Origin of the sequence: Citromicrobium bathyomarinum (assembly GCA_001306305.2) — a bacterium.
Taxonomy (GTDB): domain Bacteria; phylum Pseudomonadota; class Alphaproteobacteria; order Sphingomonadales; family Sphingomonadaceae; genus Alteriqipengyuania; species Alteriqipengyuania bathyomarina.
Genome location: CP155577.1, coordinates 1,400,096 through 1,415,690, shown reverse-complemented (window position 1 = coordinate 1,415,690; position 15,595 = coordinate 1,400,096). Strand labels below are relative to the sequence as shown.

The 15,595-nt window shown below is 65.8% G+C and carries 15 protein-coding genes; 8 read left to right on the top strand and 7 right to left on the bottom strand.

Annotated elements, in window-relative coordinates:
- Window positions 1-59: 59 nt before the first annotated feature.
- Window positions 60-1,640, bottom strand: coding sequence for a hypothetical protein (locus VO57_006970; protein XBL71069.1), 1,581 nt, complete (start codon window positions 1,638-1,640; stop codon window positions 60-62).
- A 316-nt stretch (window positions 1,641-1,956) separates the two neighbouring features.
- On the opposite strand from VO57_006970, the gene serS reads away from it, so the two are divergent.
- The 3 genes from serS (at window position 1,957) to VO57_006955 (ending at window position 5,322) form a co-directional block, all read left to right on the top strand.
- Window positions 1,957-3,240: a serine--tRNA ligase gene (gene serS, locus VO57_006965; GenBank protein XBL71068.1), complete on the top strand. Its 1,284-nt coding sequence runs from the start codon at window positions 1,957-1,959 to the stop codon at window positions 3,238-3,240.
- Window positions 3,241-3,360: 120 nt separating this feature from the next.
- A complete protein-coding gene (surE, locus tag VO57_006960; GenBank protein ID XBL71067.1) occupies window positions 3,361-4,122 on the top strand; it encodes a 5'/3'-nucleotidase SurE in 762 nt (253 codons plus the stop codon).
- A gap of 138 nt (window positions 4,123-4,260) precedes the next feature.
- Window positions 4,261-5,322 carry a potassium channel family protein gene (locus VO57_006955; protein ID XBL71305.1) on the top strand — a complete coding sequence of 354 codons (1,062 nt, stop codon included), beginning with the start codon at window positions 4,261-4,263 and terminating at the stop codon, window positions 5,320-5,322.
- A 15-nt stretch (window positions 5,323-5,337) separates the two neighbouring features.
- Here VO57_006955 and VO57_006950 read toward each other — a convergent pair whose 3' ends face one another.
- Window positions 5,338-5,742, bottom strand: coding sequence for a DUF1761 domain-containing protein (locus VO57_006950; GenBank protein XBL71066.1), 405 nt, complete (start codon window positions 5,740-5,742; stop codon window positions 5,338-5,340).
- A 72-nt stretch (window positions 5,743-5,814) separates the two neighbouring features.
- Here VO57_006950 and rimO point away from each other — a divergent pair, with 72 nt between their 5' ends.
- The 3 genes from rimO (at window position 5,815) to VO57_006935 (ending at window position 9,012) form a co-directional block, all read left to right on the top strand.
- Window positions 5,815-7,200 (top strand): 30S ribosomal protein S12 methylthiotransferase RimO, encoded by a 1,386-nt coding sequence (gene rimO / locus VO57_006945; GenBank protein ID XBL71065.1) that lies wholly within the window; start codon window positions 5,815-5,817, stop codon window positions 7,198-7,200.
- A gap of 46 nt (window positions 7,201-7,246) precedes the next feature.
- Window positions 7,247-8,044, top strand: a complete 798-nt coding sequence (locus VO57_006940; protein XBL71064.1) for a transglutaminase family protein — start codon at window positions 7,247-7,249, stop codon at window positions 8,042-8,044.
- A 119-nt stretch (window positions 8,045-8,163) separates the two neighbouring features.
- Window positions 8,164-9,012 (top strand): L,D-transpeptidase family protein, encoded by an 849-nt coding sequence (locus tag VO57_006935; protein ID XBL71063.1) that lies wholly within the window; start codon window positions 8,164-8,166, stop codon window positions 9,010-9,012.
- Window positions 9,013-9,023: 11 nt separating this feature from the next.
- Here VO57_006935 and tilS read toward each other — a convergent pair whose 3' ends face one another.
- The 5 genes from tilS to VO57_006910 all read right to left on the bottom strand — a co-directional run bounded on the left by tilS (window position 9,024) and on the right by VO57_006910 (window position 14,562).
- Window positions 9,024-9,935, bottom strand: a complete 912-nt coding sequence (gene tilS / locus VO57_006930; GenBank protein ID XBL71304.1) for a tRNA lysidine(34) synthetase TilS — start codon at window positions 9,933-9,935, stop codon at window positions 9,024-9,026.
- Window positions 9,936-10,027: 92 nt separating this feature from the next.
- Complete coding sequence (locus VO57_006925) at window positions 10,028-10,972, bottom strand: tetratricopeptide repeat protein (protein ID XBL71062.1); 945 nt, start codon at window positions 10,970-10,972, stop codon at window positions 10,028-10,030.
- A 105-nt stretch (window positions 10,973-11,077) separates the two neighbouring features.
- On the bottom strand, window positions 11,078-11,947 hold the full coding sequence (locus VO57_006920) for a RodZ domain-containing protein (GenBank protein ID XBL71061.1): 870 nt from the start codon (window positions 11,945-11,947) through the stop codon (window positions 11,078-11,080).
- A 123-nt stretch (window positions 11,948-12,070) separates the two neighbouring features.
- Window positions 12,071-14,344 (bottom strand): phosphoenolpyruvate--protein phosphotransferase, encoded by a 2,274-nt coding sequence (gene ptsP / locus VO57_006915; protein XBL71060.1) that lies wholly within the window; start codon window positions 14,342-14,344, stop codon window positions 12,071-12,073.
- Between the two features lie 62 nt (window positions 14,345-14,406).
- Window positions 14,407-14,562 carry a DUF465 domain-containing protein gene (locus VO57_006910; protein ID XBL71059.1) on the bottom strand — a complete coding sequence of 52 codons (156 nt, stop codon included), beginning with the start codon at window positions 14,560-14,562 and terminating at the stop codon, window positions 14,407-14,409.
- Window positions 14,563-14,790: 228 nt separating this feature from the next.
- Between VO57_006910 and VO57_006905 the strand changes: the two genes are divergently transcribed.
- Together VO57_006905 and VO57_006900 are read left to right on the top strand one after the other, a co-directional pair.
- A complete protein-coding gene (locus VO57_006905; GenBank protein ID XBL71058.1) occupies window positions 14,791-14,988 on the top strand; it encodes a DUF465 domain-containing protein in 198 nt (65 codons plus the stop codon).
- Window positions 14,989-15,135: 147 nt separating this feature from the next.
- Complete coding sequence (locus VO57_006900; protein ID XBL71057.1) at window positions 15,136-15,594, top strand: DUF1465 family protein; 459 nt, start codon at window positions 15,136-15,138, stop codon at window positions 15,592-15,594.
- The last annotated feature ends 1 nt before the right edge of the window (window position 15,595 follow it).

The following is a 15,595-nucleotide window of genomic DNA, read 5'->3' as shown; positions in this document are numbered from 1 at the left end:
AATCGAGCAAGGGAGGTGCCCGGCGCACCAGCGCCCGGCCCCTCCCCCTGTTGGCTCGATCAGATCTGCGGCAGCGTGTCGCAGCTGCCGGTGTTGTTCAGACCCAGCGTCACCGTCGCCGAGTTACAGGTCCAGCCTTCGGCCCAGTTCGCCGCTTCGCTCGGCACGGCGCCGATGTAGCTGCGGCCGGTCGGGAAGAAGCTCGACACGGCGTTCGCATCGAAGATCGGGTTGTAGGTGTTTTCCGCGCTGCCGTTGATGAACGGAGCACCGGTGGTGATCCCGGTCAGGCGGGCAAGCGTGTTGGTGAAGGCCTTGGTGTTGGCCGCGCCCGCATCGAAGCGCGCTTCGACCTGCGCCGCGGTCGAGCCGCTGCCGCCGCGGAAGTTGGTCGCGCACTGCAGCGCCACCGAGTTGAATACGACCGGGCCGGATTCGTCGTTGGCACCGGCGGCGCGATCCACCGAAACGCCCTGCACGTTGATGCAGCCGTTATTGGTGCCCAGACGATCCCAGACGAGTGAGTTGAACAGCGAGAAGTCCGAGCTGCCGCGCACGCGGATGCCGCGGTCGCCGATGCTGCTCTGCGCGATCATGGTGGCGTTGTTCACGCGCACGTTGGTGCGCGGGGACGCTTCCTCGTTACCGTCCGAATCCTGTTCGATGACGGTGTCCGAGGCGGCCGGGCGCTGCACGATCAGGACCTGGTCGAACAGACCCTTGAGGCCGGTATCGGTGTCGAGCGAGTCGTCTTCCGCGCCGATGATCGCGAGACGCGAGGCGCGCACGCTGCCGCCGAAGAATTCAGCACCATCGTCGGAGCTGTTGTAGCTCTGGATGTTGTTGATGACCGTGCCCGAGCCGACGCCGCCGGTGGTCAGCGACTGGAGTTCGTCGCCATTCGCCAGTGCGAAGCCGGAGAAGCGGATCTGGATGTAGCTGAGCGTGCCCGAGCTGTCGCCCGACTGCGCGCCGCCGTACAGGATCTGGTTGGTCGCACCTTCGACACGGCGTTCGCAGGTACCTGCCGCTTCCGAACCGATGAAGCAGTCGACCACGGGCGCGCGGCCCGACAGGATGATCCCGCCCCACTGGCCCGAAGTGTCGGTGCTGGTGCTACCTTCCACGTTCTGGCGGCTGGTGAAGATGATCGGCTTGGCTGCCGTGCCGACCGCGTTCAGCTTATTACCGCGATTGACGTTGAGGAAGTCGTTACCCGACGCGAAGATGATCACGCCCGGTTCGATGTCGAGCGTCACGGCAGTGTTGGTCGAGCCGAAGCCCTGGTCGACGCCGACGTCGGTCTGGCCGTTGAGTTCATAGAGCGTGCCGGCAACGCGCGGCAGGGTCGACGATGCCGTGAAGCTCTCGGGCAGACGGCAACGGCGATAGGTGCCGGTCGGGCCGGAGATCGTGCCGAGGTCGAGCAGCTGCGTCGGGTTGGCGATCTGCGGGCAGCTGGCCGCCGGGGTTGCCAGCGTGCTGGTCGGCGTCGGAGCCGGTGCCGGGGCCGGCGTGGGGGCCGGGTTGTTGATCGTCACATTGCCGCCCGTGCCGGGCGAGACGATTTCATCGGCACCACAGCCGGCAAGAGCCAGCGCGCTACAACCGATTACGAGCGAGCGATGGAGATTTTTCACAGCGAGCGGTCCCCTCAAAAAACCGAAGATTCGAATATGTGGACGCGAATAGTGATCGCGAGAGGGGCGCTAGAGACGCGACGTGACACTTTCGGGGAGCATTTGTGACCGTTCGGTTTCACGGACGCATACGCGTTACCCTGGGCCATTTGGGTCACAGTTTCGATCGGCTGCAGGCACCCGAGCGTCTTCGTCTGCCTTAAATCGGTGGGCCGATGCCGCATCCAGCTTCCGAATCGCTCCGGGGCCCTCAAACAGCGATCGCTGGCCAACTTGATACTGGCCAAGCGCGGTCAGGCTCGTATAGGCGCGAGCCATGCACGACATCGCCACCATCCGCCGCGAACCCGAAGCTTTCGACGCCGCGCTCGCCCGTCGCGGGGCAGAGCCGGTCACCGCGCGTCTGCTCGACCTCGACACCCGCCGCCGCGCCGTCCTGACCGAATTGCAGGACGCACAGAACCGCCGCAACGCCGCCTCCAAGGCGATCGGCCAGGCGATGGGCAGCGGCAATACCGAGGAAGCCGACCGGCTGAAGGCCGAGGTGACCGAGCTCAAGGCGACCACCCTGCCCCGGCTGGAGGAAGACGCGCGCGTGCTCGGCGCCGAGATGGACGACATGCTCGCCGCGATCCCCAACCTACCCGCCGAGGACGTGCCCGAGGGCGCGGGGGAGGAAGAAAACGTCGAGCTGTCGACCTGGGGCGAGAAGCGCGAGTTCGACTTCGAGCCGCGCGAACATGCCGATATCGGCCCGATGCTGGGCCTCGATTTCGAGATCGGTGCCAATATCGCCGGCGCACGCTTCACCTTCCTGCGCGGCGGGATCGCCCGGCTGCACCGCGCGCTCGGCCAGTTCATGCTCGACCGGCAGGTGACCGAGAACGGCTATCTGGAATGTAACCCGCCGCTGCTGGTGCGCGACGATGCGGTGTTCGGCACCGGGCAATTGCCCAAGTTCGCCGACGACCTGTTCCACACCACCGACGGCCGCTGGCTGATCCCCACCGCCGAGGTCAGCCTGACCAATGCGGTGCGCGGGCACATCATCGAAGAAGCGCATCTGCCGCTGCGGATGACGGCGCTGACCCCATGCTTCCGTTCCGAAGCGGGCGCGGCGGGCAAGGATACGCGCGGCTTCATCCGCCAGCACCAGTTCGAAAAGGTCGAGCTGGTCAGCATCGTGCGCCCCGAGGACAGCGAAGCCGAGCATGAGCGGATGACGCAGTGCGCGGAAGGCGTGCTGCAGGCACTCGGCCTGCCCTACCGCAAGATGCTGCTGTGCACCGGCGACATGGGCTTCGGCGCGCGCAAGACCTACGATCTGGAAGTGTGGCTGCCCGGCCAGGGTGCCTACCGCGAGATTTCCAGCTGTTCCAACGTGGGCGATTTCCAGGCCCGCCGGATGAGCGCGCGCTATCGCCCGGAAAGCGGCGACAAGAAGACCGAGTTCGTCCACACGCTCAACGGATCGGGCCTCGCCGTGGGCCGCACGCTGGTGGCGGTGCTGGAGAACTACCAGAGCGAAGACGGTAGCATCGACGTGCCCGAAGCGCTGCATCCCTACATGGGCGGTCTGACGCGGATCAGCCCGGAGTAATCTTAGTCGTCACCCTGAACTTGTTTCAGGGTCCAGTTCTCATCTGCGCTGAAGTTCGCAGCGGAAGGGAACCTGGATGCTGAAACGAGTTCAGCATGACGAATTAGAGAAGGAATACAGATGAAAATCCTCCTCACCAACGACGATGGCATCCACGCCCCCGGCCTCGAAGTGCTGGAGGAGATCGCCCGCGCCTTCTCCGACGACATCTGGATCTGCGCGCCGGATGAAGAGCAGTCGGGGATGGGCCACGCCCTCACCCTCACCCGCCCCGTCCGCCTGCGCAAGCATGGCGAGCGGCGCTATTCCGTCACCGGCACCCCGACCGACGCGGTCACCATGGGTCTGCGGCAGGTGATGGACGGCCCGCCCGATGTTATCCTCTCCGGCGTCAATCGCGGGGCAAACCTGGCCGACGACATCACCTATTCCGGCACCGTGTCCGCCGCGATTGAGGGCGCGCTGGCGGGCATCCGCTCGATCGCACTAAGCCAGGTAACCAGCAAGGAAGGCGCGGCGACCGACGACACGTTCGAAGCCGCGCGCGCCTGGGGCGAGAAGGTGATGGGCCCGCTGCTCGACACGCCGCTGCCCAAGCGCACGCTGGTCAATGTCAACTTCCCCGCCCTTACCGCCGATCAGATCAGGGGCATCCGCGCGGTCCGTCAGGGCTTCCACGACTATTCGCGCGGCACCGTGGTCGAAGGGCGCGATCCGCGCGGGTTCAAATATTACTGGTTCGGCCTGCAGGCGATCGAGCACACGCTGGACCACGGCACCGATCTGGAAGCGATCAACGAAGGCTTCGTCTCGGTCACCCCGCTGCAGCTCGATCTGACGCACCACGCCTCGCTCGGCGAGCTGGGCGAGCGTTACGGCTGACGCGATTCGGTTGCCGCGCGCGCAGCACGAGTCTAACCCTTCGTTTCCAATGAGAAAGCATCAGCCTTGAGCAGCGACCGGGGGAAACGGGGACGCCAGCAGGTCGAACGGGTCGGCAGCGGTGCGAGCGCACGCGAAGTGCGCGGCCCGCGCTTCCAGCCACTGCGGCGCGCGGTGAAGGTGCCCGTATGGGGCGACCTGTCGATCCGGCTGGGGCTGGCGCTGGGCCTCATCTTCCTGGTGGTGATGATCCACTGGTGGGATCGCGAGGGGCTGGTCGATAACCTCGATGGCGAGGTCAGCTTCCTCGACGTCGTCTATTTCACGATGATCTCGATCACCACGACCGGCTTCGGCGACATCGCGCCGATCACCGATCGCGCGCGGCTGGTGGAGGCGGTGATCGTCACCCCGGTACGCTTCGCCGTGCTCTTCATTTTCGTCGGCACCGCCTACAACTTCCTCATTCAGCGCAGCTGGGAGAAATTCCGCATGAACCGCATTCAGGAGCAATTGTCCGACCACATCGTGGTGCTCGGCTACGGCGTGTCGGGTTCGGAATCGGTTGCCGAACTGATCGATCGCGGGGTCGAGCCGGAATGCATCGTCGTGATCGACCCTAGTGAGGAACGCCTCGCCGATGCCGAAGCGCTGGGCTGCAACATCATGGCCGCCGACGCGACGCGGGACGAAACGCTCAAGGCGGTCAAGATCGACCGCGCGCAGAGCGTGCTTGTGTCTGCCGGGCGCGACGACACCTCGATCCTGATCGTACTGACCGTGCGCGCGCTCGCGCCTGCGGTGCCGATCAGCGTGGTGGTGCGCGCGTCGGACAACGAGAGCCTCGCGCGGCAGGCCGGGGCCAACAACGTCATCAACCCGGTCCACTTCACCGGGCTGCTGCTCGCGGGCAGCGTCAAGGGCGCGCATATCGCGGATTATCTCGCCGATCTGGCCTCCGTCGCAGGGCGGGTCCAGCTGGTTGAGCGCCCCGTCACAGCAGAGGAATGCGGCTGCGCGATCTCCGCGCTGAAGACCGGCGGCCGGGGCCTCAGGATCTATCGCAATGGCGAGGCGCTGGGCTTCTGGGAAGACGAGTGCCAGAACCTGCAGGCGGGCGATATCGTGGTCGAGATCGTGCCGACGGTCGAGGGTGAGAAACGCGGCGACGGGCACAACGGCGAAGCGCGCCCGCAATAGCGTGACTCAGCGTGGTCAGCGCAGCGCCACGAACACCGCGCCCATCGCCGCCATTGCGGTGACGAAGAAGCCCGCGTCGATTGCGAACACCCGCCACGGGGCGTTGAGATAGAGATAGCGAATACCCACTGCGGGCACCATCAGCATCAGGCCGTAACCGACCGAGATCATCATCATCGCGCGCACCGACGGGCTCGACATCGCGAACTGGTGTGCCAACGTCAGCGAAATCAGCAACGCGAAGGCAAAGGTCAGGCCGAACACCAGCCACAGCGGCCGGTCTCCGCTGAACCCCTCATCCTCGCCGCGCCCGATCGCGCGCTTCCAGATCTTCCCGAACAACACGCCGTACCAGACCATTCCCACGAAGAAGAACGCGGCTGCGCCAAGGACGATATTCAGCAGATCGATCTGACCCATTTGCAGCCTCCATTGGTGTTCGACGCGCCACCTAGCGCAAAGCGTCACTTGGGTGTAGAGGCGCGCGCAATCATGACAACAACCACCACCTCGATCCCCGACCCCAAGAAGGTCGGCATGGTCAGCCTCGGCTGCCCCAAGGCGCTCGTCGATAGCGAGCGTATTCTCACCCGCCTGCGGGCCGATGGCTACGCGATGAGCGCCGATTATGCGGGCGCGGACATCGTGCTGGTCAACACCTGCGGCTTCCTCGATTCCGCCAAGGAAGAGAGCCTGCAGGCGATCGGCGAGGCGATTGCCGAGAATGGCCGCGTGATCGTGACCGGCTGCATGGGCGAGGAAGCCGACGCGATCCGCGCCGCGCATCCGCAGGTGCTCGCGGTGACCGGCGCGCACCAGTACGAACAGGTTGTCGAGGCGGTGCATGAACACGCCCCGCCCAGCCAGGGTCCGTACATCGACCTGATCCCTCAGCCCGATCTGGCGGACATCAAGCTGACCCCGCGCCACTACAGCTACCTCAAGATTTCGGAGGGCTGCAATCACTCCTGCGCCTTCTGCATCATCCCCGATCTGCGCGGAAAACTCGCGAGCCGGCGGATCGACGCGGTGCTGCGCGAGGCGGAAAAGCTGGTCGCGGCGGGCACGAAGGAACTGCTGGTCATCAGCCAGGACACTTCGGCCTATGGCGTCGATACGCGCCACGATGCGCGCGAGTGGAAGGGCCGCGAAGTGCGCGCGCACATGACCGATCTGGCGCGCGAGCTGGGTCAGCTGCGCACCGATCAGGGAAGGCCGCCGTGGGTCCGGCTGCATTACGTGTACCCCTACCCTCATGTCGATCAGGTCATCCCGCTGATGGCCGAAGGGCTGCTGACGCCCTATCTCGACATCCCGTTCCAGCACGCGGCGCCGTCTGTCCTCAAGCGCATGAAGCGCCCGGCGAACGAGGCCAAGGTTCTCGAACGGCTGAAGGGCTGGCGCGAGATCTGCCCCGACATAGCCGTTCGCTCCAGCTTCGTGGTCGGCTTTCCGGGCGAGACGGAAGAGGATTTCCAATACCTTCTCGACTGGCTGGAAGAGGCCCAGTTGGATCGCGTCGGCGCGTTCCGGTTCGAGCCGGTCGAGGGCGCGGCGGCCAATGCCCTGCCCGATCCGGTGCCCGAAGCGGTCAAGGAAGAACGCTACGCCCGGATCATGGAAGCGACCGCGCGGATCAGCGCGGCCAAGCTGCAGGCCAAAATCGGTCGCACGCTGCCGGTCATCATCGACGAGGTCGGCGAGCCTGACGAAGACGGCGATATTGGTGCAACCGGCCGCTCGCAGGCCGACGCGCCCGAGATCGATGGCAACGTGTTCCTGCGCAATGTCTCCGCCAGCCTCGCCCCCGGCGATATCGTGGAGGTGCAGGTCGAGGACGCGGACGAGCACGATCTGTTCGGTGCCCCGAACGAATAAAGACGATCCCGCCCGGCACTTTACGCTGGCGGGGCGTTGATCGGGTATGGCCATTTCCATCCGATCCAGCTTCGCCTTCACCACGCAGGCCCCCACCGACGCGCTGATGCAGTTCGCGGTCGCCGATATTCCCGAGCAATATCTGCTGAACTGCCGGACCGATCTGACCGACGCGGACAGCTGCACGCGGATCCCGGCGCAGGAGGATATCGGCGAGCGGGTGTGGGCCCGCGCCGATGGCCGGTTCGAGGTGCGCCACGAGGCAGAGGTCGAGATTCGCCGCCAGATCGCCGCGCTCGACCAGCTCGAACAGCTGCGGCCGAGCGAGATGCCCGCCGCCCCGGTCAAATACCTGTTCGATTCCCGCTATTGTCCCGCCGACAAGTTCCAGAGCTTTGTCGAGGACCAGTTCGGGGGAACTTCGGGCGGAGCGCGGGTCGAGGCGATCCGCAGCTGGGTGGCTGACAAGTTCACCTATTCTCCGGGCAGTTCGGATGCGTCGACCACCGCGCTCGACAGCTTCGTCGAACGGCGCGGGATCTGCCGCGACTATGCGCACATGGTGGTTACGCTGGCCCGCGCGAGCGTGATCCCCGCGCGGTTCGTCGCCTGCTACGCGCCCGACGTGACCCCGCCCGATTTCCACGCGGTGGCCGAGGTGTTCCTGAAAGACCCGGGCAGCGATGCAGGCGGGACCTGGCAACTGGTCGATGCGACGGGCATGGGAACGGCGGAAGACATCGTGAAGATCGGCGTCGGCCGCGATGCCGCCGATGTCAGCTTCCTGACCAGTTTCGGCATGGTCGAGCTGTGCGAAAAGACGGTCGAGGTAACCCGCAGCTAGCGGGCGGCGGCGAGATTTTCCGCAGCGCGTTAACTTTTGTCCGCTATAGCGTCCCCCGCCGATACGCGGTGGCGCAGCCCGCTGGGATTTGCCGCGCGCGCGAGGCAGGAAAGACTACTATGACCAAGGCACTTCTCTGGATCGGCGGAGCAACGCTCGCAACCGTGCTGCTTTTCGGCGGCGCGGCAATCGGCACGCGCATGATGTATGCCGATACAGCCGCGAACACCGCGGCTAGCGCGCCGAATATCGAGGACGCCATCCCGGTCGATCCCTCCAAGTTCGACGAGGACGGGAACGCGCGTAGCGACAGCGATCAATTCGACCCCGGGACCGTAACCGATGCGAGCCTGAGCGACGAAACCGTCGCAGGCGACGGAACGGATGATGACGCCGGACTCGACGCCCAGGACCATGATGGAGAGGTGATCTACGACGCGCGCAGCAGCGCGAGCGGTGCAAGCCGCAGCGTCGCCCGCTCAGCCCCGTCGCGGGCCTCGCGCTCCGAACCGATGGTGGTCAAGCGCGTGCTGCCGATCAAGGGCCCGATCAAGTACGGCGAATGGCACTGGGATACCAAAGGCGTCCCCGCTGGCCCGATCGTGATCACGGTCGATCTGGACGCCCGGGTCATCTCGGTCTTCCGCGGCGGTTACGAGATCGGCGCGGCGGCAGTGCTGGTCGGCACGCAGGAGCACCCGACCCCGCTCGGCGTCTTCCCGATCCGCTACAAGATGCGCGACAATGTGTCGGAAAAGTACAACAACGCGCCGATGCCCTATTCGATGTTCCTGACCAACGACGGCGTTGCGCTGCACGGGTCGCAGGTCGAAAACGGCTATGCCAGCCACGGCTGCATCGGCCTGCCAAACGAATTCGCGGCCAAGGTATTCGCGGTGGCCAAGAAGGGCGACAAGGTCGTGATTACGCGCGGCGAAACGCTGAAGATGGGCGAGCCGATCCTCTAACGCAGGACGGCTTACGCCCTGCGCTGGGGCTCTTTTTCGAATTTGACGCTGTCGCTGGTCGAGTTGGGCCCGGTTTTCACCCATGCCCGCTTGGCGAGCACACCGCCGAGAGACGCGTTTTCGCGGGCGCGCAGCCGGTCCACCATGCGTGCGACCTCTGACCTGCGCACCTCGCCCCCGCCCAGCCGATCAAGGATCTTCTCGACCACCCCGATCTCCACCAGTCGGGGATAGCCCATGCAGAAATAACAGGCGCCATCGCGCCAGATCAGCTGGTTCGCGACACTCGACACATAGTCCCCGATCGCCTCCTCGGCCTCGGCAAGGTGTCGGGCGGAGCGGGCCATCGCCAGTGGATCGAGCCACTCGGCATCGGCGATCGCCTTGCGCATCCGCGCGCGGTCGAAGGCGTCGTCGGAATTGGAAGGGTCGTCGACCGCCTCGATCCCCGCCGCCCGCACCACCGCCGCGAGTTCCCCGCGCCGCCAGCCGAGCAACGGCCGCACCATCACCATTTCCTCGATGATGCCTTCGGGAAAGAAGACCGACCAGGGCCGCACCCCTGCGAGCCCCGCCAGCCCGCTCCCCCGGTTGAGGCGCATCAGCAGGGTTTCGGCCTGATCGTCGGCATGATGCGCGGTGGCGAAAACCGACGCGCCGACCTGCTCGAAATGGCAACCGAGCGCCTCGTAGCGCACGGCGCGCGCATTGGCCTGCAGGTTGCCGGGGGAGACATCCACCCGCAGCGTAGCATGCGGAATTCCCAACCCCTCGCAGACGCGGGCGACGAACGCCGCTTCGTCCGCGCTTTCGGGGCGCAGGCCATGATCGACCGTCGCCGCCCTCACCCGCCCCGGCATCGCCGCATTGGCGAGCAAAAGCAGCGCAAGACTGTCCGGTCCGCCCGATACAGCGATTCCCAGCGAAACCCCTGCGAGATCGGGATCGTCGGGCCAGACCTGCGCGAGGTCGGCCCGGAACCGCTCGATCAGCGCAGGGTCGGGCGGCCTGCCTGTCAGGAGCAGCTCACCTTGCGACGGCTGGCCTGGTACTGATCGCTCAACCGACCGGTCGCGAGCGCGGGGTAGGTTTCGCTGAACTCGGCCAGCGCGATGCAGGCGCGGTTGGTATCGCCCAGTTCGATCATCGATTCGGCGAGATAGAGCAGGCTGTCCGGCGCACGTGCCGCGTCGTTATCGGCCTGATAGTTCTTCAGGAACCACGGAGCCGCCTCGCGCGCCTGCCCATTGTCGAGGAATGCGCGGCCCAGCAGGTTGCGACCATAAGTGGTCCGCCAGTGGTCCGGATACTTTTCGACAAAGGCGGCGAGTGCCTGCTGCGCTTCGGGGTAGAAGCCCGCTTCCCACAGGCGGAAGCCGTAGGAATAGTCGTCGTCACCCGCGTCGTCGGTCTGCGGCTTGGCGATCGCGCGGACCGCTGCCAGTCGCTCCGCGCTCGGCCCGGTGGCTGTAGCGGGCGTCGGCGTGGGCGTGGTCGGATCCGGCCGGGTGGTGGTGGTGGCCGCAGTGCCCGTGTTCGACGCGCCGGCGTTGCCGGAAGGCAGCAGCGCGGCGGGGGCGCCACCGGTGGCGGTCGCGTTTTCGAGCACGGCGAGCCGCTGCTCGATCCCGTCCTGCGTATTCGTCACCACTTCGACCTGACGGGTGAGCGACTGGATCGATGCTTCGAGCGCATCGAGACGGGCAAGAATATCGGTCACTGCCGTGGTCTGGGTGCTGGCATTTGGGCCGCTGTTCGCAGGGCCGGAAATCTCGGGTTCGAAATAGCGGCCATCGCCGCCCGGGAAGACCCGCCGCTGAAGTGCGCGGATTTCCGCCTCAAGCTTGCGGATGCGCGAGGAATCGTTGTCCTGCGCCATGGCGGGCACGCCGCTCGTCAACAAAAGCCCTGCCAGCGCGCCGTAAATCGCGAGCCGTTTCCTTGCGGGTGCCTTGGCCAAAATCATCGAATCCCTCTCTGTGTCCATCGGGCGATGGTGCGCGGCACGGCACGAACCGGGCCTGAACCATCGCCCCCCAATTTTTCTCACCAGTGGTGCCAGCGCTCAGCGCTGCGCGCCACCCGGGCCACCTTGCGCGGCGGGATCGGCTGCGGCAGTCCCGGGCAGGCCGACGCCATCCCGGGCGAGCAGCGCTTTCGCATTCACCGGCACATCGCTGACCACGGCATCATTCTCTGCAAGGCGCGGTACGCTCTTCCCGCCCACGGTAATCGTGAAGGCATCCGGGCGTCCGGTGCGGACCTGCGGATCGCTCGCCGTGTCGGGCACGGTGTAGCTCTCGCCCTTGCCCATCAGGCTTTCCATCAGCACGTTGGATTCATCGCCGTCGTAGAAGCGCACCCACATGCCGTCCTGGGTGGAGGTGAACACGACCGGCCCCTCGACCGCAGCGGCGCGAGCGACGCTCTGCGTAGCGGCGGCCTGCGCCTGCTGCTCCGCCTCGGTGCGTTGTTCTTCTGCGGCGAGCAGTGAGTCCGCCTCGGATTCCGGGGAGAAGAAGCTGCGCGAAAAGGCGAAAACGCCGATCAGCAGCACGATCCCCGCGATGATCGATGCGATCACCAGCCCGCGCGAAGGCAGTCGCGTGGGGTCCTCCGTCTGCATCGTCCCGTCGCGCAGCCGCTCCGCCGGGTCTTCGATGCCCAGCTGCTCGCGCACATCGTTGACGATTTCCTCGTCGTTCAGCCCGACGGCCCGGGCGTAGCTGCGCGAAAAGCCAATCGCGTAGGTCCGCCCCGGAAGGACGGCGAAATCGCCATCCTCGATCGTTTCCAGATGCCGCTTGGGAATGCGGGTGGCGGACGCGACGTCCTCCACGCTCATTCCCTTGGCCTCTCGCGCGGCACGCAGCCGCTCACCCGGAGCGGTCGGCTCCGAATTGTCTATTTCAAAAGTGGCTTCGTCTTCTGCCATATCCCATCCTTGGCGCGCCCCAGCTGCCCCCGGTTGCCACGCGCCCGGTCTAGCGGCCTTCGTGCCCGAAGCCAACGCCCGGATGGCATGATTTCCGGGCCTTTTCTCGCAAGCGAGACACGGTCAGTCGGTTTCGATCCCGCGCTCCTGCGCCCACTGCGTGATTGCCGCGCGGGTATCGGCGGGCGGCTGGGCGGTCAGCTGGGCCATGAAAGCCCCGATTTCGGCGAGGTCGATCTGGCGGATCAGCTCCTTGATCGGGCCGACGGAGACCGGCGTGATCGACAGTCGGCGATAGCCCAGCCCCAGCAGCGCAAGCGCCTCCAGCCGGCGACCGCCCATCTCGCCGCACAGGCCCAGCGTCACCTCGTGGCCGGTGGTCGCATCGACGATCCGCTTGAGAAAGCGCAGGATCGACGGGCTCAGCCAGTCGTATCGCGCCGCAAGCTTGGGGTTCGCACGATCGGCGGCGAACAGGAACTGGGTCAGGTCGTTGGTCCCGACGGAGAGGAACGAGACCTTGGGCACCAGCATGTCGAGCACTTCGACCAGCGAAGGCACCTCGATCATCGCCCCGTACTCTATCTCTTCGGGCGGCCTGATCCGCTTGTGCTTGCGAAGAAACTCGCGCTGTTCCTCGAACACCTTGCGCGCCGCGTCGAACTCCCACGGTTCCGAGACCATCGGGAACATCACCCTGAGCGTGCGCCCGCCCGACGCTTCGATCAGTGCGCGCGCCTGCGCCTTGAACAGGCCTTCGCGTTCCAGCGCGAGCCGCAGCGCGCGCCAGCCCATCGCCGGGTTCTCGTCCTGCAGGCCGCTGTCGCTCGACACATAGGGGACCGCCTTGTCGCCCCCGATATCGACCGTGCGGAACACCACCGGCTTGTCGCCCGCGGCGTCGAGCACATCCTTGTAGAAGCGCGTCTGCTTCTCGCGCCCCGGAAGAGTGGCCGCGACGAGGAACTGGAACTCGGTGCGAAACAGCCCGATCCCGTCCGCACCGACCAGCGACAGCGTGGTCAGGTCATCGCGCAGGCCGGCATTCATCATCACCTGAATGCGGGTGCCGCAGCGGGTAAACGGTTCGACATCGCGCAGCTCGGCATAGGCTGCGCGGCGTTCCTTGGATTTTGCGAAGCGCGCCTCGAACGCTTCCACGATCGTCGGCTGAGCACGCGCATGGGCGACCCCTGCGTCCGCATCCAGCAATATGTGATCGCCCTCGCCGATCATGCCGCGCAGACCGCGCACGCGGCCCAGCACCGGGATGCCCATCGCCCGCGCGACGATCACCACATGCGATGTCAGCGAACCCTCTTCCAGAATCACGCCCTTGAGCCGCCGCCGGTCATATTCGAGCAGTTCGGCAGGCCCCAGGTTGCGGGCGATCAGGATCGTGTCGTTCTTGAGGCCGGTGGTCGCAGCCGTGCCCATCTGGCCCGCGACGATCCGCAGCAGGCGGTTCGACAGATCCTCCAGATCGTGCATCCGGTCCGCGAGCAGCGGATCGTCGATCTCGCGCATCCGCATCCGGGTGCGTTGCTGCACGCGCTCGATCGCGGCCTCGGCGGTAAGCCCTGCGTCGATCGCTTCGTTGATCCGGCGGCTCCACCCTTCGTCGTAGGCGAACGCCTTGTAGGCGGCGAGCACCTCGTCGGTCTCTCCCCCTGCGCCGAATTCGGCCTGTTGGCCCATCTGGTCGATCTGTTCGCGCATCCGCTCGAACGCGCGATAGACCCGCTGGCGCTCGAACTCGGTATCCTCGGCAACGACCTTGTCGATCGTGATGCGCGGCTGGTGATAGACGGCAGTGCCACTCGCCAGCCCCTTGACCAGCGCCAGCCCCGAAAGCTGCGCCGGGCCGCTGCGTTCGGGCGCGGCCTCGTCTGCCGAGCGTTCGTCGATCAGCTCGGCATTCACGATCAGCTCGCTCAGCACCATCGCGGTGGTCTGCAGCGCCTCGATCTCGACATCCTCGTACCGGCGCGGATCGACGTGCTGGACGTTGAGCGCACCCACCGCCCGTTCGCGATAGACGATCGGCACGCCTGCGAAGCTGGAGAATTTCTCCTCGCCTGTTTCGGGGCGGTACTGGAAGTCAGGATGCGCCTTGGCCTGCGCGAGGTTCAGCGTCTCGCCGTTCGCGACCAGCGTGCCGGTCAGCCCCTCGCCCACCGTCATCCGGGTGACGTGGACCGCCGACTGGTTCAGCCCGCGGGTGGCAAACAGTTCGAGCATGCCCGAGCGCAGGAGGTAGATCGAGCAGACCTCGCTATCGAGCGCCTCGCCCACCAGTTCCACCGTGCGGTCGAGTTTTTCCTGCGCAGACAGGCGCGTCGCCATCAACGCATGGAGGCCGGTCAGGATCTGTCGCGCCGCGGCTGTCGCTTTCATATGCAAGCGACTAGCCTATTGCGGCGCGCAGGGGAAATGGTTGACCGTTTTTTAGATCGCGGTCAGCTGCCACCCATCTCCTGTTTGAGTTGCAGCTTCTGTTTCTTGAGGGTTCGGATCGTCGCATCATCGGGCGCGGCTTTGCGCATTTCCTCGGCAATCGCCTCGTCGAGCGTGGCATGCTTGGTCTTGAGGGCGGTGATGTGCGAAGCGTTCATATGCCTCTTCTCCTTGGTCATCGAAGCTGCTCGCCGGGGGACGAGCATCCGCTAATGGCGGGGAAAAAGGCCCTCGCGATCGCTTGGGCCTGCCCGCCATCGCAATCGGATAAAACCACACAATCGCATTCCTGCGAAGGGGTGTTATGAGGCAATGCGATTAAACCGGCGTTGCGTGCGTCGGATCGCCTGCCGGCTACCACTTGTCGACCATGAGGAACGTCTCGCGTGACCGAAGCGGAATTGCGCAAACGGCTCGAACAATTGCGGATCGAGCATCGCGACCTCGACGCGGCGATTGCCGCGCTGTCGGCAATGGAATCGCCCGATCAATTGCAGATCGCACGCCTCAAGAAGCGCAAACTGCAACTGCGCGACCGGATGGCGGCGATCGAGGACGAGCTTATCCCCGACATCATCGCCTGAGCGCTTGCCCGGGGCGCACGCCTGTTTGCACGGGCGCGCAAGATTCCTGCGGGAGATATGCACATCTACGTTGCACCCGCCCCTTCGCGGGACAGGCTGGTGCGGGCCACTTATCGCAGCAGCCCGAACGGCTTAGGCGACACCCTCATGCAGCACACGGTCGATATCACCGCTCTGATCATCGAGGAACTCTACTGCGAGGCCAACGTGCTCGCCGATGAGGTGCGTACGGCCTTCGTCCCCGCCGCGACCGAACTGATGCCGATCGACCTGCCGCTGCGGCGCGCACTCGAATGCGAGGGGCTCAAGGCGACCACCCGGATCATGCATGTGCTCGCCTGGCTGCTCAATCATCGCGCCTTCCTCGCCGGGCAGATGAGCGACCTGCAATGGGAACGGCACACCCAGCTGCCGCCCGACCGCGCGCCGAGCGCGGAACTGATGGACATGCTCGACCTGTCGACCAGAGCGCTGGTCGCCCAGACGCAGCGTCTGCATGCCCGGGTCGCGCGGATCGATGCGGAATATCGCATGGCGCGCAGCAATAGCCAGCCCTCCTGCGGCCAGTTGCACGAGCGACTCGAGCGTCAGTTCGCGCAAGGCTAGC

Excerpts from the sequence above, each read along its gene's own strand:
- VO57_006950 (XBL71066.1), bottom strand. The coding sequence starts at position 5,742 with ATGGGTCAGATCGATCTGCTGAATATCGTCCTTGGCGCAGCCGCGTTC.
- ptsP (XBL71060.1), bottom strand. The coding sequence starts at position 14,344 with ATGAAAGCGACAGCCGCGGCGCGACAGATCCTGACCGGCCTCCATGCG.
- VO57_006900 (XBL71057.1), top strand. The coding sequence starts at position 15,136 with ATGCAGCACACGGTCGATATCACCGCTCTGATCATCGAGGAACTCTAC.
- VO57_006920 (XBL71061.1), bottom strand. The coding sequence starts at position 11,947 with ATGGCAGAAGACGAAGCCACTTTTGAAATAGACAATTCGGAGCCGACC.
- serS (XBL71068.1), top strand. The coding sequence starts at position 1,957 with ATGCACGACATCGCCACCATCCGCCGCGAACCCGAAGCTTTCGACGCC.
- VO57_006910 (XBL71059.1), bottom strand. The coding sequence starts at position 14,562 with ATGAACGCTTCGCACATCACCGCCCTCAAGACCAAGCATGCCACGCTC.
- rimO (XBL71065.1), top strand. The coding sequence starts at position 5,815 with ATGACAACAACCACCACCTCGATCCCCGACCCCAAGAAGGTCGGCATG.
- VO57_006935 (XBL71063.1), top strand. The coding sequence starts at position 8,164 with ATGACCAAGGCACTTCTCTGGATCGGCGGAGCAACGCTCGCAACCGTG.
- VO57_006940 (XBL71064.1), top strand. The coding sequence starts at position 7,247 with ATGGCCATTTCCATCCGATCCAGCTTCGCCTTCACCACGCAGGCCCCC.
- surE (XBL71067.1), top strand. The coding sequence starts at position 3,361 with ATGAAAATCCTCCTCACCAACGACGATGGCATCCACGCCCCCGGCCTC.